21 protein-coding genes are annotated in these 25616 nt (G+C 53.1%); 6 read left to right on the top strand and 15 right to left on the bottom strand.

The features are described from left to right. Positions 1-79: 79 nt before the first annotated feature. Together CV944_RS06535 and CV944_RS06540 are read right to left on the bottom strand one after the other, a co-directional pair. On the bottom strand, positions 80-754 hold the full coding sequence (locus CV944_RS06535; RefSeq protein WP_100659354.1) for a response regulator: 675 nt from the start codon (positions 752-754) through the stop codon (positions 80-82). Next, a complete protein-coding gene (locus tag CV944_RS06540) occupies positions 751-1932 on the bottom strand; it encodes a sensor histidine kinase (protein WP_100659355.1) in 1182 nt (393 codons plus the stop codon). The genes CV944_RS06535 and CV944_RS06540 overlap by 4 nt, the downstream gene beginning before the upstream one ends. 216 nt (positions 1933-2148) lie before the next feature. Between CV944_RS06540 and CV944_RS06545 the strand changes: the two genes are divergently transcribed. From CV944_RS06545 to CV944_RS06570, 5 genes are all read left to right on the top strand, one after another. After that, positions 2149-2790, top strand: coding sequence for a YigZ family protein (locus CV944_RS06545; RefSeq protein WP_011232622.1), 642 nt, complete (start codon positions 2149-2151; stop codon positions 2788-2790). Between the two features lie 32 nt (positions 2791-2822). Beyond that, positions 2823-3830, top strand: coding sequence for an LCP family protein (locus CV944_RS06550; protein WP_011232623.1), 1008 nt, complete (start codon positions 2823-2825; stop codon positions 3828-3830). Between the two features lie 242 nt (positions 3831-4072). Then, positions 4073-6520, top strand: coding sequence for an SH3 domain-containing protein (locus tag CV944_RS06555; RefSeq protein WP_100659357.1), 2448 nt, complete (start codon positions 4073-4075; stop codon positions 6518-6520). Positions 6521-6737: 217 nt separating this feature from the next. Beyond that, on the top strand, positions 6738-7415 hold the full coding sequence (locus tag CV944_RS06565; RefSeq protein ID WP_041467907.1) for an SH3 domain-containing protein: 678 nt from the start codon (positions 6738-6740) through the stop codon (positions 7413-7415). A 3-nt stretch (positions 7416-7418) separates the two neighbouring features. Continuing rightward, positions 7419-8753, top strand: coding sequence for a SpoIID/LytB domain-containing protein (locus CV944_RS06570; protein WP_011232626.1), 1335 nt, complete (start codon positions 7419-7421; stop codon positions 8751-8753). A gap of 144 nt (positions 8754-8897) precedes the next feature. Here CV944_RS06570 and CV944_RS06575 read toward each other — a convergent pair whose 3' ends face one another. The 13 genes from CV944_RS06575 to CV944_RS06635 all read right to left on the bottom strand — a co-directional run bounded on the left by CV944_RS06575 (position 8898) and on the right by CV944_RS06635 (position 22931). Then, complete coding sequence (locus CV944_RS06575; RefSeq protein WP_011232627.1) at positions 8898-10154, bottom strand: glycosyltransferase family 4 protein; 1257 nt, start codon at positions 10152-10154, stop codon at positions 8898-8900. Next, complete coding sequence (locus tag CV944_RS06580) at positions 10151-10417, bottom strand: hypothetical protein (RefSeq protein ID WP_020278882.1); 267 nt, start codon at positions 10415-10417, stop codon at positions 10151-10153. The genes CV944_RS06575 and CV944_RS06580 overlap by 4 nt, the downstream gene beginning before the upstream one ends. Continuing rightward, positions 10414-11496: a glycosyltransferase gene (locus CV944_RS06585; protein ID WP_096226139.1), complete on the bottom strand. Its 1083-nt coding sequence runs from the start codon at positions 11494-11496 to the stop codon at positions 10414-10416. Before CV944_RS06585 ends, CV944_RS06580 begins: the two co-directional genes overlap by 4 nt. Then, positions 11493-12608, bottom strand: a complete 1116-nt coding sequence (locus tag CV944_RS06590; protein WP_100659359.1) for a glycosyltransferase — start codon at positions 12606-12608, stop codon at positions 11493-11495. Before CV944_RS06590 ends, CV944_RS06585 begins: the two co-directional genes overlap by 4 nt. After that, the gene (locus CV944_RS06595) at positions 12609-13997 is read right to left on the bottom strand and encodes an O-antigen polymerase (RefSeq protein WP_100659360.1); all 1389 of its coding nucleotides are present in this window, start codon (positions 13995-13997) and stop codon (positions 12609-12611) included. It abuts the gene before it with no gap. 12 nt (positions 13998-14009) lie between these two features. Next, positions 14010-15068: a non-hydrolyzing UDP-N-acetylglucosamine 2-epimerase gene (gene wecB, locus CV944_RS06600; RefSeq protein WP_011232632.1), complete on the bottom strand. Its 1059-nt coding sequence runs from the start codon at positions 15066-15068 to the stop codon at positions 14010-14012. Between the two features lie 32 nt (positions 15069-15100). After that, entirely contained in the window at positions 15101-16549 is a 1449-nt protein-coding gene (locus CV944_RS06605; RefSeq protein ID WP_100659361.1) for a lipopolysaccharide biosynthesis protein, read from the bottom strand. 1 nt (position 16550) lies between these two features. Further along, a complete protein-coding gene (locus tag CV944_RS06610; RefSeq protein WP_011232634.1) occupies positions 16551-17282 on the bottom strand; it encodes an N-acetyltransferase in 732 nt (243 codons plus the stop codon). A gap of 17 nt (positions 17283-17299) precedes the next feature. Continuing rightward, positions 17300-18613 carry a nucleotide sugar dehydrogenase gene (locus CV944_RS06615; protein ID WP_011232635.1) on the bottom strand — a complete coding sequence of 438 codons (1314 nt, stop codon included), beginning with the start codon at positions 18611-18613 and terminating at the stop codon, positions 17300-17302. Positions 18614-18628: 15 nt separating this feature from the next. After that, positions 18629-19642 carry a Gfo/Idh/MocA family protein gene (locus CV944_RS06620; protein WP_011232636.1) on the bottom strand — a complete coding sequence of 338 codons (1014 nt, stop codon included), beginning with the start codon at positions 19640-19642 and terminating at the stop codon, positions 18629-18631. Next, positions 19639-20376 carry a GumC domain-containing protein gene (locus tag CV944_RS06625; protein WP_011232637.1) on the bottom strand — a complete coding sequence of 246 codons (738 nt, stop codon included), beginning with the start codon at positions 20374-20376 and terminating at the stop codon, positions 19639-19641. Before CV944_RS06625 ends, CV944_RS06620 begins: the two co-directional genes overlap by 4 nt. Before the next feature lie 118 nt (positions 20377-20494). After that, positions 20495-21613 (bottom strand): DegT/DnrJ/EryC1/StrS family aminotransferase, encoded by a 1119-nt coding sequence (locus CV944_RS06630; RefSeq protein WP_021321960.1) that lies wholly within the window; start codon positions 21611-21613, stop codon positions 20495-20497. 235 nt (positions 21614-21848) lie between these two features. Next, positions 21849-22931 carry a glycosyltransferase family 4 protein gene (locus CV944_RS06635; RefSeq protein WP_011232639.1) on the bottom strand — a complete coding sequence of 361 codons (1083 nt, stop codon included), beginning with the start codon at positions 22929-22931 and terminating at the stop codon, positions 21849-21851. A gap of 266 nt (positions 22932-23197) precedes the next feature. On the opposite strand from CV944_RS06635, the gene secA2 reads away from it, so the two are divergent. Beyond that, positions 23198-25591, top strand: coding sequence for an accessory Sec system translocase SecA2 (gene secA2, locus CV944_RS06640; RefSeq protein WP_100663988.1), 2394 nt, complete (start codon positions 23198-23200; stop codon positions 25589-25591). Positions 25592-25616: the final 25 nt, after the last annotated feature.

Below are 25616 nucleotides of genomic sequence, written 5' to 3' on the forward strand. Positions count from 1 at the left end.
AACGGCGCATCGATGCCACAGGAAGCCGCTTCGATCGTCAACGCACCGCTGCAAAGACTGGCGAGAGCCCCCGTTCCGTTCAGCGCACTTCGACCCAGCCGTTTTTGATCGCGACCACAACGGCTTGCGTCCGGTCATTGACGTTTAATTTTTGCAAGATGCTGCTGACGTGGTTTTTCACCGTTTTTTCGCTAATGTACAGCGCTTCGCCGATGGCGCGGTTGCTTTTGCCGTCGGCCAACAGCTGCAGCACTTCGCATTCGCGCCGCGTCAACAAATGGAGCGGGCGGCGCACTTCTTGTTTGACCGCCACGCCGCCTTTTTCCGACGTCAAGCGGCGGTATTCGCGAATTAAGTTGTGCGTCACTTTCGGATGCAAATACGATCCGCCTTCCGCGACGATTCTCACCGCCTCAATGAGTGTATCGGCGTCCATCTCCTTCAACAAATACCCGGTCGCTCCCGTCTGCAAGGCGCGCATCACATAGTGTTCATCGTCATGGATCGACAGGACGACGACTTTCGTATCAGGGTAAGCTTCAATCAGCTGTTTCGTCGCCTCAACGCCGTTGATGTCCGGCATATTGATGTCCATCAGCACCAAATCCGGGCGGTATGTTTCGACGATCGACAGCGCTTCGCTTCCGTCGCTTCCTTCCGCCACGACTTCAAAATCGCCCTCAAATTCCAAAATGCGCTTGATGCCCTCGCGAAACAGCTGGTGATCGTCGATAATCGCGATGCGTGTTTTCATCGTTTCCTCTCCTCCTTGGTCATGTCTGCGGCTGAACGGTCAATCGGAACGCGAATGAACACGGTCGTGCCGCTGCCAGGTTTCGAACGAATCGTCAACGTGCCGCCGAGCAGCTCCACCCGCTCCCGCATTCCAATCAAGCCGAACGCATTTTCTTTTTTGACCGATGGATCAAATCCTTTGCCATCGTCTTTGACACTGACAAGCAGATGGTGGCACGTCACTTCCATTTTGACGTCGATATGGCGCGCTTCGGCATGCTTCAAGGCGTTTTGCACCGATTCTTGGACAAGCCGAAACACGGCCGCCTCCATCCGCGACGGCAGCCGAATTTCTTCGCCGATATGTACAAAGGAAATGTGGACTCCGTTATTATATTCTTCGGTCGTTTGCAAGTATTTTTTTAGCGTCGGAACCAATCCTAAATCATCAAGCGCCATCGGCCGCAAATCGTAAATGATGCGGCGCACTTCGGACAAAGCCGAACGCACCATTTTGCGAAAATCACGAATCTCGGCGATCGCCGCTTCCGTCCCCCGCTCTTTGATCACCTTTTCGACCAAATCAGACCGAAGAAGGACGTGAGCGAGCAGCTGCGCCGGTCCGTCATGGATTTCCCGCGACAGCCGCCGCCGCTCTTCTTCCTGGGCTTCGATGATTTTCAGCCCGAATTCTTGCTTTTGCTTCGCCCCTTCAACGAGCTCGCTGACATGGCGGAAATCGCTGTTTAAGTAGTGGAGCACGACCGTAATTTGTCCAACTAAATAATCGGCGCGTTCGATAATTTGCGCAAGGCTCGCCAATCTCCGCTCGAGCTCGTCGCGGCGCAGCCGCAGCTGTTTCTCCCGCTCGCGCACCATCGTCAGCTTCATATGCAACTCATGCGCCGCTTCATACGCCTCGCGAATATCTTGCTCCGAGTGGGTGGAAAAGTTTTGACTCACTTCCGACAGGCGGCGGCGCGCCTGACGCGCCTTCATTTCCAGCTGATCCGCTTCTTCGATCGCCTGCACGGTCAGCCGCTTCACCTCCTCAAGTTCGCGAAGCAAATGGTCGTGCTCTTGACGCGACTGCTCCCCGATGCGGAAAATTTCGTCTTTGCTGTGTTGAACGGTGTCGATCATTTTTTCGACAATCCGATCTAACTGCTTTACGTCCCACTGTTTTGCCTTAGCCATTTGCCAACCTCCAACAGCGCTGCCAAGCGGTGCGCATGGGCGCCAGCAAAATTTGTTTGAAGGAAAAAAGTTGTCGATTTATAATAATAAAAGCATGCTCTATCTATTGCTCTTTTATTTTTAGTTTACCATATTGAGAACAGAGCGCTAGCCGTTCGTGCAAAAAAATGAACAAATAAACCGTTTGCACGATGTTGATCGTTGAGGTGTTTCGTTTTGTTGCAAAAATATTACACGGTTAAAGGATACGGTGAACACGAAATCGTAATTGAAAAATCACGGTTTATCTGCTATGTCAACCGCGCGGAAACGGAAGAAGAGGCCGTCGCCTTTATTCAACAAATCAAGAAGAAGCATTGGGATGCCACCCACAACTGCTCCGCCTATTTGATCGGCGAGCATGACCAAATCCAAAAAGCGAACGATGACGGCGAGCCGAGCGGCACCGCAGGGGTGCCGATGCTTGAAGTGCTGAAGAAAAAAGGATTGAAAGACACCGTCGCCGTCGTCACCCGCTACTTCGGCGGCATCAAGCTCGGTGCGGGCGGGTTGGTGCGTGCATACAGCCGCGCCGTCTCAGAAGGCCTGAACGCCGCAGGCATCGTCGAGCGTCGGCTCATGCGCGTCATACACGTGACGGTCGACTACACATGGCTTGGAAAAGTGGAAAATGAACTACGGTCCTCAGTATATACTATTAAAAATATCCATTATGCCGATCGTGTCACCTTTGACATCCTCGTTCCCGAGGACGGCCAGCTACCGTTTGGCGATTGGATGACCGAACTGACAAACGGAAGGGCGGACATTCAGGCGGGAGCGATGGAGTATGCCGAACGGTTGCTTCCGTCTTCCTAAAACGACACCGTAAAGGAAAGAAGGGTTAAACGATGAATCATACAAGAAAAACGGTGAAAAAGCGAAAGAAAAAAAAGCGGCTCCGCCGATTATTTTTGCTCGTGTTTCTTCTTTTGCTCGGGGGTGTCGGCGCCTTTGGCTACAATATTTACTCCGAGACGAAACAGGCGTCAAGCAAAATTTATCAAGCGCTTGATCCATCAAGCAAGCCTGCAAAAAATATTGAAATGCGCAAAGATCCGTTTACCGTGCTGTTAGTCGGAGTGGAAAACCAGTACCACGACGAGGAGGGGCGGTCTGATGTCGTCATGCTTTTGACCGTCAATCCGAAGACGAACAAAGTGTATTTGTTGAGCATTCCGCGCGACACGCGCGTTTACATCCCGAGCGAAGGGCGGAAAGACAAAATCACCCATTCCTACAGCTACGGCGGCATTCAATCGACGATTGCAGCCGTCAATGAGCTGATCGATGTACCGATTGACTATTACGTGACGACTGATTTTGAAGGGTTCGAAAAAATTGTCGATTCCCTCGGCGGCGTCACGGTAGATGTTCCGTTTACATTCAAAGCTCAGCTGACAGGTTCGCTCAAATGGCATACGTTCCATAAAGGCAAACAAGAGTTGAACGGCAATGAAGCGCTCGCCTATGTGCGCATGAGAAAATCGGACCCCCGCGGCGACTTTGGCCGAAACGAGCGGCAAAAACAAGTCATTCGCGCCATTATTGACAAAAGCACGTCCATCACCTCGCTGCCGAAGCTGGATGACATCATCGCCGATTTAGGGGATCACGTGCGGACGAACATCCCTCCGGCCGATTTGTTGTCGTTCATCTATGTCTATCAAAAAATGAAAAACGTGGACGTACAAAATCTGCATCTAGAAGGATACGATGAAACGATCAACGGCGTGTACTACTACATCCCCGACGAGCAATCGGTCAGCTCCATCAATGAAACGCTGCGGCAAGCGCTCGAGACGTCCAACGCCTCCCTCACGCGCAGCGATTCACCATCCACACAAAGCCAAAATTAACGATCACAAAGAAGGTGCTCCCAAAAGCAATGGGGCGCCTTTTTCCATTTACAGCGTATATCATGCCGCAATGATGATGAAAGAACACAACTTTTCATGTCCTCTGCTTTTTTTCTCTCTTTTTCAACAAAACTTTTCATTTTTTCTCATAATAGGACTGAATTCGGGTTGGATAAAACGGCAAAATTCGCTATGATAGTATAGAAAACGCAAACTTGAGAAAAAAGGGGGGGATCGAATCCTTGAAAAAAACGCTTCTTTCCGTCTTGTTGGCGACTTGCCCGCTGTGGCCGTCGGCCGCCTTGGCCGCCGATGGAAGTCCGTCCTCATCCTCACCGACACTCATGGTCGCTGAGCATAACGCTTTGCTGAGGAGAGGAGCGACGGATTCCTATCAAATCGTCGAATCCATTTCCGCTGGCCAACAAGTAAAGGTCATCGACAAGTTCCAAAACGCTGCTGGCGAAACGTGGTATCGCATCGAATATAAGGGCATCACGGGCTGGGCGCGGGCAGACGACTTTTCTGAAGCGCATGTCTCTTCCGCCTTCCCTAACGTGATGTTCGCCAAGCAAGACTCGTTGCTGAGAAGAGGGGCAACCGATTCATATCGGTCCGTTGGTTCGATTCCCGCTGGCCAACAAGTGAAAGTCATAGACGAGTTTCAAAATGCCTATGGTGAAACGTGGTACCGCATCGAGTACGGAGGCGTCACCGGCTGGACGCGTGCGGACAGCTTTTCCAACCAACCGCCTTCCATGCTCGTCGGAAAGCGTGCGGTGATCGCCGCCAACGACATCACGATGCGCAAGGGGGCATCCCCTTACTATCCGGTCGTCAAAACACTGTCTAACGGCGATGTCGTCTCCATCATTGCCGAGTTCACCAATTCGCTCGGGGAACAGTATGTGCGTGTGGAGTGGGCGGGAGTCAAAGGATGGGTGAAAACGGAACAGATCTACATACCCAAACAGCTTCCGACACTTTTGCCGACATTCATGAACGTTGTGCAGTCCTCCCCGGTTCGCCACGGGGCGAGCGTCCATTACCGCGCCGTCGCCACAGTGTCACGCGGTCAATCTGTCAAAGTGATCGATTTGTTCGTCACAAATGGTCAGGAACTTTGGTGCCGCGTTGATCTCGGACATGTCCGGGGATGGGTGTCGGAAAAAGTGTTGACGATGTCATCAACCATGTCGGTTCCAAGCGGTGTCTCGGATACGTCCAGCGTCTCAGGCCAGCCGCTGACGGTCAGCGTTTCGGTCGCCAATGTGCGGCAAGCTCCATCTTTAAAAGCAAAAGTCGTCACCCAACTGAAAAAAGGAACCAAACTGAACAGCCTGTCAAGCGCCAAAGATGCGTCGGGAGCGCTTTGGTACAAAGTGTCCCTCAATGGAAAAACGCTCGGCTGGGTGCACGGGACGGTCGTAACCAAATCCTACCTTTCCCCACCAGCCAGCCAGGGGATGCAAAAGCAGGTGACAACCGCTAATGCGGCGCTGTTTGCCGAACCTTCGTTGAGCGCCGCCGTCATCGAGCGGATTGCGAAAAACCGAACGGTCACGGTTTTGAAGACGACAGAAGCATCTCCGTTCGACTGGGTGCAAGTCACCTCTGCATCGGGGAAAACGGGATGGATGCCGGTGTTTGAAGTAAAAGCCCCATCCTACGTATACGTCAAACAGGCGGGCACTCCGCTGCGCCGAGGTGCCTCTTCGAACTATCAATCGTTGAAGGCGTTGGCAGCGAATGAGCGGCTTGCTGTCCTTTACGAATATCATGGATGGCTGAATGTCGAAACATCCAATGGCGTCCGCGGATGGGTGGAGGAATCAAGCACCTCTACCGTCGCCTTAAATAGTCTCGTTGAACCGACGTTTTCGACCATCAACGAAGATGCCTATTTGACGTGGAAAAAAACTTCTAATTTCCGCGTCTCCTATTCGTTGTTGCCGGGCAATCGTCTGAAAATCACCGGCTCGTTTTCCTACGCTGAAGTCCCGTCGACCGACATTCCAGGCATACAAACGGTGGAGTGGAACGGCAGCAGCCTGCTCATCACCTTTGAACCGGGGTACACGTTCACCCTGCGCCATTACAGCGACCGATTGGCGCTGAAAATTCTCGAGACCGGACTCAAGGGCAAAAAAATCATCATTGACGCAGGGCATGGGGCGCACGACACCGGGGCGATCGGCCCTGGCGGCACGCGGGAAAAAGATATTACTCTCGACACCGCCTTATTGCTAAAAGAAGAATTGGAGCGGGCCGGAGCGATCGTGAAATTGACGCGAAGCACCGACATCTTTTTGGAGCTGTCTGAACGGACATGGATCGCCAACAGTTCCGACTACGACGCCTTTATCAGCATTCACGCCGACTCGTACTCGCGGACATCTCGCGGAACGACAACGTACTACAACGTATCGAGCAACTTCAATGGGCCAAAAAGCGAGCAGTTGGCCGCCATCGTGCAAAAACATCTTGTCCAACAGCTCGGAACATATGACCGCGGCCATAAAACGCAAGACTTTTACGTCAACCGGAAAAACGAGCTGCCGAGCATTCTCGTTGAGCTCGCCTTCCTCTCCAATCCAAATGAAGAGGCGCTGCTCAAAACGAAAGCGTTCCGCCAAAAAGCGGCCGTCGGCATTCGCGAAGGACTGGAAGAGTATTTCAGCCAATTCTAGTTTGTTCGCGTTCGGAGAATAATAGCATGAGAAGGCTGGTAATGCAACGGATTGCAAAGCTTTACGACGGAGTTCGTCAAACTGAGAAACATGGCAGCATCGCGTTTTCATTCCTTGCGATTCCTCATGAACCGAGCGAATCCGTTGTTTTTCACCGGCCTTTTAGGAAAGCTATTATTCTCCTTTCTTTCCATATCCAAAAACGGGGGAGATGAACATGATGAAACGAAAAGCCAAATGGGCCGTTGCTGCCAGCCTGGCGGTCGGAATGACGGCAGGCGCCCTCTTGTTTACGCCATCGGCGATGAAAGCATCGGAAGAAGTCGTGTTAGCGAGCGTCGACTGGGTGACTTCCCAGCTCAACCCGATGAAAAACGACATTGCCAACCTGAAAGCACAACTGGCCGCCCAGCAACAACAAATTCAACAACTTCAACAACAACTTGCCAGCAAACCCGCTTCGCCTTCTTTGCCTTCTGTCGTCTATGTAGTGAAAAACAATGCGGCCGTCCGCAGCGGAGCGTCAACGAGCTACCGCGTCATCACTTATAAACAGGCAGGGGCTTCACTGCAAGTGGTCGGGGCGCACCTTACTTCCCAAGGATTGTGGTACAACATCATCCTCTCCTCATCGTTGAAAGGTTGGATTTATTCCGGCGATGTCTCGACATCCGCCGTCAGCAGCGACAGCACCAAGCACGTCATCGCCACGGCCGCGGTCAATATTCGAAAAGGAGCGACGACTTCTTATCCGATTATTGCGACCGTTCCAAAAGGGACAGAGATGGTCTATATTCAGCCGTTTACCAACAGCAAAGGGGAGAAATGGTACAACGTGCAACTGTCTGATGGGCGTCGGGGTTGGATGGACGCTGAATTTGGTGAGGTGAAGTAGACGGTGAAAAAATTGGCGTGGTTGGCCGTCGGCCTGTTTTTGCTCATCGTCTCTCCTTCCGCGTCGAACGCCGCTGGGGTGAAAACGTACAACAATCCCGTGCAAGTCCTTTTATATAAAGGGACATCGGTGACAGTCGCCGTCGAAGGAAACTATCAAATCGTCAATAAAGAGACGTTGACGATCACCCCGCTGCCAAGCGGGACAAATCTGACATTTCAGTCTTCCTCTTCGACCGTGTTTGTCACGTACAATGGAAAGACGGATTTTTCAAGCACCGGATTTACCATTCAAGAAACGATCGGCGCTGCGCCGTTGTCGCTTGTGAAAGTGAATCAAACCCGTTATCGCGGCAGCGTCGACATTCGCCGGCAAAGCAACGTCTTGTATGCTGTCAATATTTTAGATATGGAAGATTATTTAAAAGGAGTCGTGCCGAGCGAGATGCCCGCCTCTTGGCCGCTCGAAGCGCTGAAGGCGCAAGCCATTGCGGCCCGAAACTATGCCTATAAACATAAAACAAGTTTGACGACCAATCCAAACACACAGACGTATAAAGGATATGATGGAGAATCTCCACGATCGAACGCGGCAGTGGATGCAACAAGAGGATTGTATCTGAAATATAATGGCAATATCATTGAAACGTATTACCACTCGACAAGCGGCGGCAGAACCGCCAATGTAAGCGACGTCTGGAACTCGTCGCAAACCGCCTACCCATATTTGGCGAGCGTCGATGACCCGTATGAATCATCGCCGTACAGCCGATGGTCATTCACCTTCTCCCCAGCTGTGCTGCTGCGTTCGTTCGGGTTCACCGATCCATCGGTTGTTTTATACGACGTCTCGATCGCCAAAACCGGCGCGAACGGAGAAGTGGGTGCCGTCACGATTGAAACCTCGGCAGGCGAAAAAACGGTGAAAGGCAATGAGACGACCATCCGCAAACTGTTCCCGCTAGACGGCAATCAATTTTACGGCATCTTGCCGTCCAACTGGTTTGACATTCAAGTGCAAAAAAGCGGTCCATCCGTGTCGATTCAAACGGCCAGCGGCAACATCGCCGCCTCTTCCTTGTCATCTTACTCCGTCCAAACAGGGAGCGGAACCGTTTCGCTCGCCGGCGTCGAAGGAATCAAGGTGCAAACAACGGATGGCATCGTGCCGCTTTCCGCCTCGCCGTCAGGGGTTAGCTCGATCACTGTCACTGGAAAAGGATGGGGGCACCGGATCGGCATGAGCCAATACGGAGCAAAAGCATTTGCCGAGCGTGGATGGACGGCGGAGCAAATTTTAGAGCATTACTTCCGCGGGGCGGAAGTCTCGTTCGAGTGAAAGCATGACGATTGTGAAGGAAAACATCACTCGCATTCCAACACTCCCGACGCGGTCGGAAAATATCTTTCCAAATGGAAACATAGCCGCTTTTCACATAAAGGAAAGGGCATCCTGCTTATGAGCGGGACACCCTTTTCTTTTTTATTGTTCCGTCGGCCAAACGGATTCGCGTTTTGTTTCATCGCCAAGGGCGTGAAGCAAATCGTCGACAATGCGAATCCATGAGTATTGCTCCACCGCCAACTTGCGCCCATTTTCCGCCATCTTTTCGTATTCCTCGCTCGGAAGGCAAAGCAACTCGAGAACCGCTGCAGCGATCTGTTCAGGATTTTCTGGAGGAGCGATTTTTCCGCAATGGTATGTTTCTAAAATCTCGGCGCTCTCCCCTTCGCCGCAATACAGCACCGGGGTTCCGGTGGCGATCGCCGGGAAAATTTTCGACGGCCTTGCCCCTTTAAACAAATCGATGTTGCGCAGCGAAACGATGCTGTAATCGGTGATGGAGAAAATCTCCGGCATCTTCTCAACCGGAACGGATCCGTAAAACGTCACATTGTCAAGGCCGAGCTCTTCTTTTAACGCCATCAGCTTTTCTCGCTCTTGGCCGTCGCCGACAAACAGGAAATGCGCCCGTTCATCTTTTGCTTTGACGATGGCCGCCGCCCGCAGCACCGAATCGAGCCCTTGGGCGTATCCCATCGTTCCGGCGTACGTAAACACCACTTTTCCTTCGAGCCCTAATTCCGCAAGCAGCTTCTTGTTTTTCGGCAGCGGGCGAAACACATCCGTGTTGACGCCGTTCGGCAATAAAAAGACATCCTCGGGCGCCTTCCCTTGCTCAATCATATAATCGCGAATGCCTTCCGTCGCGGCGGCGATTTTCCACGCCTTCCGGTATAAAAACAGCTCGAGCCATCTCGCCATTCGGATGAACAGCCGATTTTTCAAAATGCCGAGCTCAACGGCCGATTCCGGCCAAATGTCGGCGACGTTGAAAACAAACTTCGCCCGTTTCAACTTCGCGCCCACGTACCCGGTGATCCCTAAAAACAACGGCGGGGAATTGCAAATGATCACATCCGTCGGCTTCGCTTTCACAAGCAGCGAATAAAACGAGCTGAACGTAAACGAAAAATACGAAGCGAGCCGTTTCCAAAAGCTCCCCTTTGGCGACGGATAAATCCATGTCCGATGAACGGGAATGCCGTCCCATTGTTCGAACAAATAAAACAGGCCGCGGTATGGCTTGGGGATGACGCCGTGCGGGTGATGCGGGAACGCCGTGAGCACTTCCACTTGATGCCCCCGTTTGATCAGCTCCTTGCTCACCTCATACACACGAATTTGCGGTGCGCCTGTTTCCGGCGGGAAGTGTTGGCATAGGTAAATGATCCTCATGGCCCGCTCCACACCACTTTCCCAAAAAATCGCAAACGAACGTTCCATTTCGAGCGCCAAGAGGCGAGCGCAAACGAGGCGTGGAAAAGGGGAAACGCCCCCCTGGCATCGTCCCGCTGTCCTTGGATGTATAATCGTTGCCGCGAACCGACGGTCATCATGAGCTTGCCAACGGAAAGCCGCCGGCTTCGCGACTTAGCCTCCGCTTTCGGCAACAAACGAGCACCAACCGCGGCGGCTGATATGACGGCTTTGTTCCTCATCGACTCCCTCCACCGCCTTTCAACGTTTGCTCATACAATCGGATCATGCGCATCGCATTTTCCGTCCAATCGTAATGTTCATGGACATGGTTGACGCCGTTTTCCCCCATTCGTTGCCGCAGCCTCTCATCAAGCAGCAGCCGTTCGAACGCCTCCGCCAGCTTTTCCGGACTGTTTTTCGGCACGATCAACCCCGTTGTTCCCTCACGGACGACTTCCGGCAGCCCGCCGACGTTGGAGACGACAACGGGAACGCCGCACGCCATCGCCTCGACGGCGGCAACGCCAAAACTTTCGCTGTCTTCCGTCGAAGGCACGGCGAAAATATCCATTTGATTGATATACAGCGGCACTTGTTCGTTCGGAACTTTGCCGGCAAACGTCGTCACGGATTGGATGCCGAGGCGGGCGCACAGCTCCTCGTATTCACTCCGCTGCGGCCCGTCGCCGACGATCAACAGCTCCGTTCGCGGATGCCGCTCGTGCACAATGGCAAACGCCCGAATCAAATCGGCGATCCCGTACTTGTCGGAAAGAGCTTTCACCGTGCCGATCGTCACGGTCCGTTTCGGCTGTTTCGGCAACGGTTTGAAGCGGGCGACATCAACACCAAACGGCGTCACTTCGATCGGTTTGTCCGTATACTTTCCGGTTTCTTTCGCCATCACACGGCTTGTCGAACAAATGACATCCGCACGCTGGAATGTATATTCAAGCATCCGTCGGTTCCAACGATTGGCATTCGGAAACTGATACACGTCGCGCCCCCAGACGGAGACGTAAAACGGATGATACCCCGCAAGCGCCCCGATCAACCCGTAGCTGGAGGCATAATGGGCGTGCAAAATATCTGGTCGAAACGAAGCGAGCAGCCGCTTTAATGAAAAGACAGTGGAAAAATACGACAACTTCCCCGGCAGCCATTTCGGCAGCACGACTGTCTCGACTTCTTTCGCTTGCTCCGGCCCGTAATGGTCTTTAAACGTCACGACTTTCACATCAATGCCTTGCGTTTGGTAAAAGCGGGCCCACTTATGCGTATGGATCGATTTGCTTGGAGCCAATAAGGCGACTTTCATCGGAGGCCCCCCACCAACGTTTCTTTCACCTTTTCCACTCTCGCTTCCCACGAATGTTTCGCCATAAACGTCTGCTCAATGCGCAAGCGGCACTCCTCGAGCATGTCCGCCATCTTGGCGATCGCTTCTGCCATCGACGACGGGTTGTCGTCGCAAATGACGCCGTACCCATCCGCTTCAATCAGCCGCTTTTGCGCTGAGCAAGCGGTGGCGACAATCGGCAGGCCGCTCGACAGATAGTCAACCAGCTTGACGGGAACGGAAAAATCATTGTACTCGCTCCGCCGCCGCGGGATGAAGGCGAAATCCATCTCCGCATACAAACGGTCGAGCGCTTCGCCGCTGACGTGCTCGACGCGCACTTGCAAGGCGGCAAGCTCTTCTTTCACCGCAAGCGGCTGCCGCTCGTACTCGTCTTTTCGGCAGACGACGGTGAGCGAAACAAGCGGCTTGCGGCGGTTTGCCAAGCGAATCGCCTCGAGCAGGAGCAAAAGCCCATAGTCGGCATTGTTGATGCCGCCAACATAAATGGCATTCAGCGGCTGTTTCGCCGTCCCGAACCGCTGAAACGGCTTTTGCTTCCCACCCGGCGGCAAATCAACCATCGGGCGGCGGATCGCGACATATGTTCCCATTTCGAGGCTCGGCAAAAAGATGACATCGCAGTACCGCTCGTAAAACCGTTCTTCCCAACGGTACATCATTTGCATGGCCGCTTTTTTCCAACCACGGAGCGGATACAAATCAGGAAACTTCCAATAGACGTCGCGGTAAAAGACGCCGATCGGAACGTTGCGGGCTTTCAAGTAGCGGAGAACGTCCCGGTCGACGAACGGACGTTGCGGCCGGTGTCCTGGGTCCGTGAGCCAAAGCGGAATCGTCTGGTTTTCCATATAGCAAAACCAGACATCATCGAGCTTGCCTTGGCTGCGGAGCTCTTGAAATTGCTTCTCCCGCTCGGCTGACGTGCCGGCGATCAGAAGAACGTCCACTCCCTCTTTCGCTCCCCAGCGCAAAAACGCCTGATGCATTTCATACGGCCGCAGCTTTGACCCGCTGTTTCGTTCCGCGACGAGTGAAAACGGGTAATAAATCAATACGGTTTTCATCATTCATCCCTCATCCGTGATTCGCCTTTTCGCTGCAAACCATGCCCGTAAATCCCCCTGCACCCGCAGCCACAACGCCATTCCGCCAAACAATGCCACGAGCAGCACCCAGGTCGGATTGAACAAAAAATCGGTGAACCCACCGACAAGCGTGCGGGGGATGTTAATGGAAAAATAAACGAACAAACTTAAAAACAAAGGATTTTTTGGCAGCCGTAGAAACCCAATATACAACAGCTGCGTCACGACACCGACATACAGCGTGCCGATGACGATCCCCACATAACCGAAATTGGCATACGCCTCAGCGACAAAAAGGGTGTTCAACACTCCCCCTGTCCCGTCTTCAATGCGCTCTGGGAACACGTGCGCCATCACGAGGCGGGCGGAGCGGACATTCTCGACGTCAAACAACCCTGTTAAAATCGAGGGCAAGCTTTTTCCATAAAGAAATGGCAGCGCTTCGCCGAACAAATTCAAATGAAGAAACGTCGGCGCGATTTGCGCCAAAATCATGCGGCCGATCGGGCCTTTGTTGTAAGACAAAAAGGTCGCAACATCTTGCACCCCTTGAATGACGATGTACATGCCGACGAGCACCGCCGCCCCCACTCCCCCATACAACGCCAATTTCGCCGCCGACAGCCTTGTTTTTCCAATGTAGATGCGAATCAGCAAAAACATCATCACGTAAAAGAAAATCGGCGATTTGGCCAAATCATACACATTGACGAACACCGCCCCGACAAACAGACAGATAAACAGCAGCTTCCACCGCCACTCGTGCGTCAGCTCGGCAAACAAATAAGCGATAAACGACAAAAGCGGCGTGAGCGTAATGGCAAAAATATTGCGAACGAGCACGTTTCCGGCAAAATGGCGCGACGCCTCAATGCGCAACGCAGCCAAGCTCTCATCCGTCCCTGTCAAGAGCGCAAACACCGGAATCGTCGGCGTTTTCCAAATCATATACGCAATGGCGGCAAAACTGAGCAGCGACAGCGCCAAAAACGCATAAAACACTTGGCTGCCCGTCGCTCCGGCCAACGGGGAAAGCGGCTTTTGCAAATAGGCGCGAAACTCCTGCCTGGCTTCAAATCCGCACAGCCTTGAAACGACCACCATCGACAGCGGGAACACGATCATAACGAAGCTGACGACGAAAAACCCGATCTGCCGGTATTCCTCGGGCCGAAACAACTTGCGAATCATGTAGTAATCATCCATTCCCAATGCGATCAGCAGCGCGCCGATGAAGCTCGACAGAAGGAACGAGTAATAGTACACAATCGACACGAGATTCGGTGCCTTCCATGAAAGCGTCCCCGCTGCATAGCGAAACATCAAGGTGGAGGCGACAAGAACAATCAACCAGATCAACACGTCCAACATGCCGACGCACCCTTATCGCTGTCCGATCGCCGCCACGATTTTCTCCGCCGCATGCCCATCGCCAAAGACGTCCGCATAAACAGGGGCGACTTCCTTGTGGACCGCCGCGACGATCTTCTCGCGGTCCGTGCCGGTTAAGATGTTCGCCCCGCCTTTGAGCGTTTCCACCCATTCGGTTTGTTCGCGCACCGTCACGCAAGGCACGCGCAAGAAATACGCCTCCTTTTGCACGCCGCCTGAATCGGTGATGATTTTTTTCGCGCCGCTCTCTAGCCGAAGCATGTCCAAATAACCGACCGGATCGATCAGCCGAAGCCCTGGAATCGCCGAAGCGTCCAAGCCGTACTCTTCAAGCTTATGCCGCGTCCGCGGATGAATCGGCCACACTTTCGTCCCGTCGATGTCCGCAAAAGCAGCCAAAATGGCTTTCAATTTGTCGGGGTCATCGGTATTTTCTGCTCGGTGAATGGTAATCAAGTAGTAGGATTGTTCCGCCAGCGACAAATCAGCCAAAATCGTCGATTGGCGCTGTGCGAGCTCCTTGTTGTACAAAATGGCGTCATACATGACGTCGCCGACATTCCAGACGTTTCGCGTAATATTTTCTTTTCGTAAATTTTCCACGGCCGTCTCCGTTGGACAAAATAAGAGCTCGGAGACATGATCGGTCATGATGCGGTTGATTTCTTCCGGCATCTGCTTGTTGAAGCTGCGCAGCCCGGCTTCGACGTGGATGACCGGAATGTGCAACTTCGAAGCGACCAACGCGCCGGCGAGCGTCGAGTTCGTATCGCCATAGACGAGCACATAATCCGGTTTTTCTTGCATGACAATTTCTTCAATTTTCATCAGCATTTCGCCCGTTTGCTTTCCATGGCTGCCTGAACCCACCCCAAGATAGTAGTCAGGCGTCGGAATATTCAACTCCTCAAAAAAAATGGCCGACATATTCGGGTCATAGTGCTGCCCGGTATGGATCAGCACTTCGGTATATTGTTTTCGCAAGACGCGCGAGACGGGGGCAGCCTTGATAAACTGCGGTCTGGCGCCTAACACGGTGGCGATTTTCATCCGAAACACCTCCTAGATCAGATGAGCGGTTATCAAGTATTTTGCGCATTTTCATCCTCGATCGTGCGCACCGGACGGCGCAAATCACGATCAACCCGGCTGGCAAAGAGCGTGGCGGCAAACAAGCCCCAACCAGCGAGCACCCAGCCGTCAGCAAGCGACGCCTGCTGAACGTAGACGATGACGATGAGGGCGAGCAATGTGCCGACCAAAACCAAAGCCATCTTTTTCCATGACACTGGCACAGGATACACTTGCTGGCTTTTGCGAAAAATGAAAGCCACAGCGACAATATACGTCATGAGGCTGGCCGCGACCGCCCCCCAGCTGAGCCAAAGCGGCACCAACACGGCGTTCAACGCAAGATGAAGAAGCGCCGCTAGCGTGAACACCCGTGAAATATAGCCGGTTTCCTTTGTCAAAAACAAGCCGGTGGAAACAATCAGATAATAAAAGTTCAAAAACGTGACGGCCGATAAAAACGGGATATAGGACGCTGCATCGCGATATTCCGGTTTGAAAAAGGTTTCCACAAGCCACGGGCTCGCCGTGGCGATCAAAAGCAGCCCAAACGCTCCAATGAGCAAAAGCGCCATATACACTTTCGCAAACAGCGCACGGCTTTCCGGCCGGTCTTTCATCGACATCGAATACGGACGCCACGCCATCTGCACGCCGCTCGTGATGAGCGTGATCACGGTCGCGAGACGCAAGGCAACCCCAAACACCCCGACTTCCTCCAACGACGCAAACCGTTGGATGAAAAACGTGCTGACGTTGGCGATCACCCAAAAGGCGAGCGAAGTCGGCACGAGCGGGGCGGCGTAGGCAAGCAGCTCCTTTAACACGTCAAAGCGCACGCGCCACACCATATACTTTACGGTCAAATGCAGCATCAACAAAAACACGAGCGCGCTGCTCACGAGCCGGCCGATGAGCAGCCCTTCCGGCGTCGCCGCGAACCACCGGAGCGCCGCATACGACAGCACAGCGACAAGCAGCATTTTCACGAGCGTCCAAATCACGACTTTTTTCGTCTGAAATTCAAACCGCAGCACCGTCGTCGCCATGACGAAAATCGTATCGAGCAGCAACGTCGCGATACTGATGTACAGCAAATCGACATAGCGAGGTTCTTGAAACAGCGCGCCTGCGATCCACGGACCGGCCAAAACGACAGCCAAAAATAAGATGGCGACGACAAACAGCCGGAAGTACATGACGTTGCGCACATACAAAAGGCGCTTCTCTTTGTCGTCCGTGTCGTAATAGTAAAAAGAGAGCGCCGAATCCGTACCGAAAATGACGAGAAATGTCAGCATCGACGTCCATTGGTCGATCAAGTAGACCGCCCCGTACTGCGCCTTTGACAAATAGCTTGTATAAATCGGCAGCATCAAAAAGGCAATCAGCTTCGTGCCGACGTTCATAAACGCGTAAAGGAGCGAATCCGCTCCTAAACGCTTGAATGCCGAGAACAATTTATAACAACTCCCGCTCGTCGACCATTTTGCTGAAGCGCGCCGGGAATCCTTTCACGACCGTCCTCGGTTCCGTATCTTTTGTGACGAGCGCCCCAGCGGCGACAAACGTCTCTTCCGCCACCGTCACGCCCGGCAGCAAAATCGCTCCGCCTCCGACGCGCGCCCCGCGCTTGACGGTCGCCCCTTTGATTTTGGCGAACCGTTCTTCCGTCCGCCCCATGTAGTTGTCATTGGTCGTCGTGACGCACGGCGCGATGAACACATGGTCTTCGAGCGTCGTGTAGGCCGTGATGTAGGAGTTCGACTGGATTTTCGTCCGATCGCCGATTTGGACGTGGTTTTCGACGCACACCCCGCGCCCGACGATCACATATTGGCCGATGTGCACGTTTTCGCGCACGCTCGCCAAATCAGCGATCAATGTGTAGGCGCCGATCGTCGCGCCTCGATAGATGACGGCGTTGGCGCCGATCGTGCAATGGTCGCCGATGACAAGCGGCGGCAGCTCGCCCGACAGCTTGACGGTGCTCGTTTTCGCCGGCTTCGGCGGTTTGCCGAGCACCGCTCCGTCGGCGATCGTCACGCCGTCGCCGATGACGGTTCCTTCGTGAATCGTGACGCGATGTCCGATTTTAACGTCGTTTCCGATTTTTACATTCGCCTCGATGACAGTGAAATGGCCCATTTCGACACGTTCACCGCAAACAACAGAGGGATCGACAACGTTCATGGTTTCGTCTCCTTCGCTTACAATTTGACGTATTTTGCCGGTTTCGACACATCTTTCATAGCATTGCGTGTGTCAAACACGACCCGGCTGTGACGAGCGACCATTTCATAGTCGATGTTGGAATGATCCGTCGTAATCAAGACAAGATCTGACTGTGCAAGCAGTTCCGGCGTCAGCTCGACCGTCTCAATCACCCGGTTGCACGCCCGGAACGACGGAACATACGGGTCGACGACCGCAAATTCCGCTCCGTATTGCTCGAGCAGCTCGACGATTTTCAACACTGGCGATTCGCGCACATCATCAATGTCTTTTTTGTAGGCGACGCCGAGCACCGTCACTTTCGAACCGCGCAGCGCCTTCCCTTCTTCGTTCAAAATGAGCATCGCGCGGTTGACGACATATTCCGGCATTGCGTTGTTGATTTCGCCGGCCAGCTCGATCAGGCGCGTATGGTAGTTGTATTCACGCGCTTTCCATGTCAAATAAAACGGGTCGATTGGAATGCAATGGCCGCCAAGCCCCGGGCCCGGGTAAAACGCCATAAATCCGTACGGCTTCGTTTTCGCCGCCTCGATCACTTCCCAAACGTCAATGCCCATCCGCTCGCACAAAATGGCCATCTCGTTCGCTAACGCAATGTTGATATGGCGAAACGTGTTTTCAAAAATTTTCTCCATTTCCGCCACCGCCGGGCTCGACACCTCGTGTACATCGCCTTCAAGCACCGCACGATACATCGCCGCCGCCACTTTCGTGCACGTTTTCGTCACGCCGCCGACGACTTTCGGCGTATTTTTCGTCTTAAACTGCTTGTTGCCTGGGTCAACCCGCTCCGGCGAATAGGCGACGAACACCGTCTCCCCGACGACGAGCCCCTTTTTCTCCAGCGCCGGTTTCACGATTTCTTCCGTCGTGCCCGGATAGGTGGTCGACTCCAACACGACAAGCATTCCTTCATGGGCGTATTTGGCGACTTCGTTTGCCGAATTTTCGACGTAGGATGTATCCGGCTGGTGATGCTCATCGAGCGGAGTCGGCACTGCGATCGCCACGGCATCGACTTCCGCGATCCGGGCGTAATCGGTCGTCGCCATGAGCCGCCCTTGCTTGACCATCTCATGCAAATCTTCATCGACAACATCGCCGATGTAGTTGATCCCATTGTTCACTTGATCGACGCGGCTTTGTTGGATGTCAAAGCCAATGACATGAAACCCTGCTTTTGCTTTTTCGACTGCCAGCGGCAACCCGACGTAGCCAAGCCCGACCACGCCGATGACCGCGTCGCGTTTCTCAAACTTTTGCAACAGCCGTTCCGCGTAGTTCATTCCTCTCATTCCTTTCTACTCAGATAGTTGCACTCTTGTCCCCGTTTCCGCCGAACGCAAAATCGCTTCGATCAGCCGAACAGGAGCCAATCCGTCCCAACCAGTGACGATCGGCTCGCGGTTTTCGCGAATCGCTTGCACCATATCTTCAATGATCCATTGGTGCCCCGGCTTGCCAAACGGGTCGGCGTTGATCTCATCGATGAGCTTTGCCCGTTCTTCCTCGCTGACGCCTTCCGCTTCCCACGTTTCGATAAAGTTGGCCGTCCGGCCGCCGATTTTCACTGATGCCGTTTCGCCGAAAATGGCGATCGATTCCTCCAAGTTTTGCGGATAAATCGTCGTCGCTGCCTCAATGACGCCAAGTGCCCCGCTTTCAAACTCGACGACCGCCGCCGCGACATCTTCCGTCTCAATCTTGCGCAGACGGGTCGCCGCCATCGCTTGCACCGCCTTGACCGGCCCCATCAGCCAAAGCAGCAAATCCAAATTGTGAATGGCTTGATTCATCAGGACGCCACCGTCAAACTCTTTCGTCCCCCGCCACGCCGCCTGGTCATAATAGGCTTGATTTCGATTCCAGCGCACCGTGGCGTTCGCATGGCTCAGTTTTCCGAACATCCCGCGCTCCATCGCCTCTTTCAGCTTCCGAATAGCCGGACGAAAGCGGTTCGGATGAACGACCGCGAGCTTCACGTCGTATTCTTTCGCCGCGCGGATCATCTCTTCGGCGTCGCTCACACGGAGCGCCATCGGCTTTTCCACAATGATATGACGGCGATAGCGGGCCGCCAGCTTGGCCAGCCGCGCGTGCAATCCAGACGGAACACAAATGTTGACGACATCGATCTGTTCGTTCTCCTTCAACATCGTCTCCATATCAGTGTAAACAGGAACGTCCGACACGTCGCGCAAACGTTCCGGATTCGTGTCGCACACGGCCGCCAGCTCGGCGCCGTCCGCCTTTTCAATGGCATCGATATGTTTTTTGGCGATATGCCCCATGCCGACAATGGCAAAACGGATCATGAAGAATAGTACCTCCTCGCGTCCAATATATACTTCCAAAGCACGAGCCAAACGACCGTCAAAAACAGGCCGAGGACAAGGCCGACGGCCATCAGCTGCCCCGTATACGTTTTCGATTTCGCCACCGTTTCCGACAACACGGCCGGTTTTTCGTAAAAGACAAGATTGCCGCGGATGCGATTGACGCGCTCCATCACTTCGGTCAAGTTGTTTTCCGACTCGACCAACAAGTCGCTGATGTCATTGAGCTGTTCTGGATTCAAGCGGCCCGACTGTATTTGTTCGCTATAATAATCGACTTTTTGCTGCAATGCGCGCTCCCGTTCTTCCAGCGCATGCAAGTATTTCGTGGTGACATCAATCCGCTCTTGCGAATGGCGCTTGAGCTCCTGACTGTATTCCGACACAACAAGCTTCAATTCTCGACTCACGTCTTGTTCATCGTCGCCTTTGACAGTGATTTGCACGTACTGTTCCTCAGGAACGACGACATCCAAGTTTTTCACCTCAGGAAACTTCGCTTCTATATTTTTCGGATCCGTCAACTCTTTTACGTCAATCGATCCGGTAAACACGACAGCTTTCCCCGTATACTTCTCCCCCTGCAGCAAAAACCACCCTGCGATGACGGTCAAAACGATCGTTGCAAGCGGAACGAGAAGAAACCACCATTTTCGCTGCCAAAAAAAGCGCAAATATTCGTATAGCACAAACGGTCGTTTTTCCGCCGTCAATCCGGCCACCATCCCTTATCATAAAATAACAAAGTGTTGTGAACAAAACAAATGATCCAACGCCAAAGAAAACGCCATTGCTGTGCGCAAGTGACGTCTCCTTTGGCCGGTTGGACGATCAAGCGGAATGACGGTAAAATTCCGCAATTTTCTCCACGACGTACTGTTGCTGCTCCTCTTTCAGCTCTGGGAACATCGGCAGCGACAGCGCTTCTTTCGCCGCTTTTTCCGCCTCCGGCAACTGCCCTTCCTTATACCCGAGCGAAGCAAACACCGGTTGTAAATGCAGCGGCAGCGGATAGTACACCATCGTCGCGATCCCTTGTTCTTTCAAAAACGCTTGCAGCTCGTCGCGCTTCGGCGCTCGAATCGTGTATTGATGGAACACATGATAGCGCCCATCGACTTCTTTCGGCGTCACAACAAGGTCGCCGACCGCCTCCTCGAGCAGGCGCGTATACGTCGCCGCATGCTTGCGCCGCTGTTCCGTCCACCGATCCAGATGCGGGAATTTGACGCTTAAAATCGCCGCTTGCATCTCATCGAGGCGGCTGTTGTAGCCAAGTACATGATGGTAATATTTCGGCTTGCTGCCATGAACGCGGATGACCCGGCATTTTTCCGCCAGTTCGTCATCGTTCGTAATGATCATGCCGCCATCCCCGTAGGCGCCCAAGTTTTTCGTCGGGAAGAAACTGTACGTCGCCGCCGTCCCAAGCTCGCCGACGCATTTCCCGTTGTATTTCGCGCCGATCGCCTGGGCGGCGTCCTCGATGACAACCAATCCATGCCGCTTGGCAATCGCGGCGATCGCCTCCATATCCGCCATTTGCCCGTACAAATGCACCGGGATGATGGCTTTCGTTTTCTCCGTCACCGCCGCTTCAATTTGCGCCGGATCGATGTTGAACGTCACCGGATCGATATCGACAAACACCGGTTTGGCGCCGGCCCGCGCAATCGATCCTGCCGTCGCGAAAAAGGTGAACGCCGTTGTGATGACTTCATCGCCCGGCCCGACGCCGGCCGCTTGCAAAGCAATATGTATCGCATCGCTTCCGTTGCCGCAGCCGATTCCGTGTTTCGCCCGGCTGTAGGCAGCAATATCTGCTTCTAGCTTTTTGACATAATCTCCTAAAATAAAGCGAGAGGAGCGCATCACTTCATCCAATACGCGCATGATCTCCGGCTTCAATTGTTCATACTGTTCGCTTAAATCCAACATTGGCACGTTCATCGCAAGTTCCTCCAAATCCAAAAAATATATAGAATAAACATGTTTAGTTTATCACATTTGCGTCAATATATAATGACAGTTTTGTGGCAATCTTGGCCTTGCCGCAAAAAAAATCAGCGAAGGAACGGCAGAAGCTGCATAAACAACGAAAAAGAAGGGTATAATTTTCCAAAGAAGGGCAATTCCTGAAAAAAGCCGTTTGTCCCTTTCATGACACAAACGGCCCATTTGCTATTTATCGGTCATTTCCGTATACTTTTCGGCTTCCCCGAAGCAGCTTGCGAATAAAGGTCATAAACGGCTTGTACTGATCATTGACCAAGCCGATCAGTTCAGCAAGCAGTTCCCCGAAGACGATCAAGGCAAAGACGATGAGAATGGACTGCCATAACGTCGAGGCGGAGAACAAAATCGCGCTGATGGCAAACATCAGGCCAAACGCATAAATGAGCAAGACCGTGTTGCGATGCGAAAAGCCGAGAGCCAGCAGTCGATGATGAAGATGCGACTTATCCGGCGCCGAGATCGGCCTTTTATTCACAATGCGGCGAATAATGGCAAATGTCGTATCGAAAATCGGCACGCCCAAAATGATCACCGGAACGACGAAGCTGAAGAGCGTCACGCTTTTGTAAAGCCCTAGCACCGACAGGACGGAAATGGCATAACCTAAAAACAACGCGCCGGTATCCCCCATGAAAATTTTCGCCGGGTGGAAGTTGTAAAACAAGAAAGCGATGACGCTGCCCAAGATGATCAAGCAGAGCGTGAAAATGAGCATTTTGCCCGCCATGCCCGCCATGACGGCAATGGCCGCAATTCCAATGGCGGAAATGCCTGCGGACAATCCGTCCAACCCGTCGATCAAGTTGATGGCGTTCGTAATCGCGATAATCCAAAATATGGTGATCGGGTAGCTCCACAGCCCCAACTCAAACGTGCCGACAAACGGGACAGTCAAAAGATCGACCTTCAGCCCGGAAGCGACAACGACGAACGCCGCCAGCAGCTGGCCGGCCAGCTTCACTTTTGGCGACAGCTCGTACAAATCGTCGAGCATCCCGACGAGCACGATGATGATGGCGCCGACCGTCATCCCCGTCACTTGCTCTTTATACACCCCGCCGACAAAATAGCCGACGGCGACACCGATAAAAATGGCCAATCCGCCAAGCCTTGGCATGACTTTTGTATGCACTTTTCTCCCGTTCGGCCGATCGACCGCGCCAATTTTGACCGCGAGTTTGATCACAAACGGGGTGATGACCAGTACAGTTATAAAAGAAGCTAGACATGCCACAAACGCGTCTATATTCATGAGCAATCACCTTGGCCATGTAGAATCGAGAAAACACACATCATCTTTATGTTACCATATACGATGAGTAAATCAATCCTTTTTTACACCCCTTTTTTGTCCCCAAGGATGAAAAATTTCTTTTTCCCTTGCCGCGAGAAGCTCGAGCGCCAATCCGGCGAACGATTCCACATTTTACATCCTCCCTCCACAGGAAACATCTTGTGCTATAATTAGGTTTAGAGCACTTGGTGTAAATCATGCCTGTCTAGGAGAGGAATGGACATATGTTTGCAAAAGTAAAGCAACTATTTGACGAAAGCGCGCGAGACGTGCAGCGTCTTGCCAAGCTGGCGGCGCAAATCAATGAATGGGAACCAACCATTTCTTCGCTGAGCGATGAACAACTGCGCCAAAAAACGGTTGTCTTCAAAGAACGGCTCGAACGCGGCGAGACGCTCGATGACATCAAAACCGAGGCGTTTGCCGTCGTCCGGGAGGCGGCGCGGCGCGTGCTCGGCCTGCGCCATTACGACGTGCAACTGATGGGCGGATTGGCGATGCATGAAGGAAACATCGCCGAAATGCAGACCGGGGAAGGAAAGACGTTGGCGGCCACTTTGCCAAGCTACTTGCACGCCCTCCTTGGAAAAGGCGTCCACATTATTACGGCCAACGAATATTTGGCGCGCCGGGACTGCGAACAAATGGGCCGTGTGTTCCGCTTTCTCGGCTTAACCGTCGGCCTGAATGTGTCGCAAATGACGGCCAGCGAGAAAAAAGAAGCGTACGCGGCCGACATCACGTACGGCACCGGCACCGAGTTCGGCTTTGATTATTTGCGCGACAACATGGTGTACCGCCTCGAAGATAAAGTGCAGCGCCCGCTGTATTACGCCATCATCGATGAAATCGACAGCATTTTAATCGACGAAGCGCGCACCCCGCTCATCATCGCCAATAAATCGGGAATCGGAGCCGAATTGTTCCCGATTATGGCACGCATCGTCCGCACCTTCGAAGAAGGAAAAGAGTATGAACGGTCTTTGGAGACAAAACAAATTTTCCTCACCGAAGAAGGGGCGCAAAAAATCGAGCGGGCGTTTGGCATCGATAACCTATACGACTGGGAGCATCACGTGCTGCTCCATCATGCGATGCAGTCGCTGCGCGCTTGGTTTATCATGCGGCGGGATGTCGATTACATCGTCAAAAACGGCAAAGTGATGATCGTTGACCCGTTCACCGGCCGGGTGATGGAAGGACGCTCGTTCAGCGACGGCCTGCATCAAGCGATTGAAGCGAAAGAAGGTGTGGAAATCACCGAAGAAAACGACATCCAAGCAACGATTACGATCCAAAACTATTTTCGCATGTATGAGAAGCTGGCCGGGATGACCGGCAGCGCTACGCCGTCGAAAGAAGAATTTTGGCAAACGTACCGGCTGCGCGTTATTACGATTCCGACAAACCAGCCATCCCGACGCACCGACTGGGACGACCTCGTCTACCAGACGTACGAGGCGAAAGTACGGAAAATTATTGACGAAGTGAAAAAAATGAATGCCATCGGCCGCCCTGTTCTCATCGGCACGACATCGGTCGCTCAGTCGGAACAGTTGTCAGCAGCGTTTTCGAAAGCAGGCATCCCTCACCACCTGCTCAATGCCAAAACGGAGGAAGAAGAGGCGCGCATCATCGCGACCGCCGGGCAAAAAGGGCAAGTGATGATCGCCACCAATATGGCCGGGCGCGGGACCGATATTTTGCTTGGGGAAGGCGTCAAGGAACTGGGCGGGCTGCACATCATTGGCACAGAGCGCCATGAAAGCCATCGCATTGATATGCAGCTGCGCGGCCGGGCAGGACGCCAAGGGGATCCGGGGTCTTCCCAGTTTATCATTTCGCTCGACGACGATTTATTCCGCTTGTATGATCAAGATGAATTGAAAAAATGGAAAAGCAAAGTCAAGACGGATGAAACCGGGCTCATCGTGTCGCCCGACCCGATCAAGTTCGTCCAAAAAGTGCAAACAACGATCGAAAACGCCCATTATTCGGCGCGATTGCATTTATTGAAATTGGACACCGTGATCGACCAACAAAGCAAAGTCATCTACCATATGCGCGATCGCGTCTTGGCGCTGAAGCAAGCAGAGGTGCTGTCCGAGCTCCTTCGGCACATTCAGCGTTATATCACGCAAACGATCGACCGTTATTGTCCGGAAAACGTCTTTTTTGAAGAGTGGAACATCGAAGGACTGCACAACGAGCTGCGCCGTGCCTTTTTCCGGTTTGCCTATCCGATTGATGATCTTCGCCATAAGCAAAAAGAAGAAATCGCCCAACTTGTTTGGGACGAATACCAATCGCTTGAAGCGGCGCTCGCCGATCTTCCGTGCGACGAAGAACAAACGATGCGGCTTAAGCATTTGATGGTTGAAACCATCGACGCCCACTGGATTCGCCACTTAAATCAACTGAATGTATTAAAAGAGGGGATTCATTTGCGCAGCTACGGCCAAGAGGATCCGTACCGCGCCTTTGAAATGGACGCCTACCGCGAATTCGTCGCGCTGCAGCAAGCGATCGACGCCGGCATTTGCACCACAGCCATGAACTATTTGAAAAGCCAGTTTGTCATCGATGACGAAGCGGCCGTCGCCGCGAACGAACCATAACCGCGGCGCAGCACGCCGCCTCGTA

This window comes from Geobacillus sp. WSUCF-018B, from assembly GCF_002809985.1.
GTDB lineage: Bacteria > Bacillota > Bacilli > Bacillales > Anoxybacillaceae > Geobacillus > Geobacillus thermophilus.

What these genes read in the sequence shown, in the direction of transcription:
- CV944_RS06535 (WP_100659354.1), bottom strand. Translation starts at nt 754, where the DNA reads ATGAAAACACGCATCGCGATTATCGACGATCACCAGCTGTTTCGCGAG.
- CV944_RS06540 (WP_100659355.1), bottom strand. Translation starts at nt 1,932, where the DNA reads ATGGCTAAGGCAAAACAGTGGGACGTAAAGCAGTTAGATCGGATTGTC.
- CV944_RS06550 (WP_011232623.1), top strand. Translation starts at nt 2,823, where the DNA reads ATGAATCATACAAGAAAAACGGTGAAAAAGCGAAAGAAAAAAAAGCGG.
- CV944_RS06565 (WP_041467907.1), top strand. Translation starts at nt 6,738, where the DNA reads ATGATGAAACGAAAAGCCAAATGGGCCGTTGCTGCCAGCCTGGCGGTC.
- CV944_RS06575 (WP_011232627.1), bottom strand. Translation starts at nt 10,154, where the DNA reads ATGAGGATCATTTACCTATGCCAACACTTCCCGCCGGAAACAGGCGCA.
- CV944_RS06580 (WP_020278882.1), bottom strand. Translation starts at nt 10,417, where the DNA reads ATGAGGAACAAAGCCGTCATATCAGCCGCCGCGGTTGGTGCTCGTTTG.
- CV944_RS06585 (WP_096226139.1), bottom strand. Translation starts at nt 11,496, where the DNA reads ATGAAAGTCGCCTTATTGGCTCCAAGCAAATCGATCCATACGCATAAG.
- CV944_RS06590 (WP_100659359.1), bottom strand. Translation starts at nt 12,608, where the DNA reads ATGATGAAAACCGTATTGATTTATTACCCGTTTTCACTCGTCGCGGAA.
- CV944_RS06595 (WP_100659360.1), bottom strand. Translation starts at nt 13,997, where the DNA reads ATGTTGGACGTGTTGATCTGGTTGATTGTTCTTGTCGCCTCCACCTTG.
- wecB (WP_011232632.1), bottom strand. Translation starts at nt 15,068, where the DNA reads ATGAAAATCGCCACCGTGTTAGGCGCCAGACCGCAGTTTATCAAGGCT.
- CV944_RS06610 (WP_011232634.1), bottom strand. Translation starts at nt 17,282, where the DNA reads ATGAACGTTGTCGATCCCTCTGTTGTTTGCGGTGAACGTGTCGAAATG.
- CV944_RS06615 (WP_011232635.1), bottom strand. Translation starts at nt 18,613, where the DNA reads ATGAACTACGCGGAACGGCTGTTGCAAAAGTTTGAGAAACGCGACGCG.
- CV944_RS06620 (WP_011232636.1), bottom strand. Translation starts at nt 19,642, where the DNA reads ATGATCCGTTTTGCCATTGTCGGCATGGGGCATATCGCCAAAAAACAT.
- CV944_RS06630 (WP_021321960.1), bottom strand. Translation starts at nt 21,613, where the DNA reads ATGAACGTGCCAATGTTGGATTTAAGCGAACAGTATGAACAATTGAAG.
- CV944_RS06635 (WP_011232639.1), bottom strand. Translation starts at nt 22,931, where the DNA reads ATGAATATAGACGCGTTTGTGGCATGTCTAGCTTCTTTTATAACTGTA.
- secA2 (WP_100663988.1), top strand. Translation starts at nt 23,198, where the DNA reads ATGTTTGCAAAAGTAAAGCAACTATTTGACGAAAGCGCGCGAGACGTG.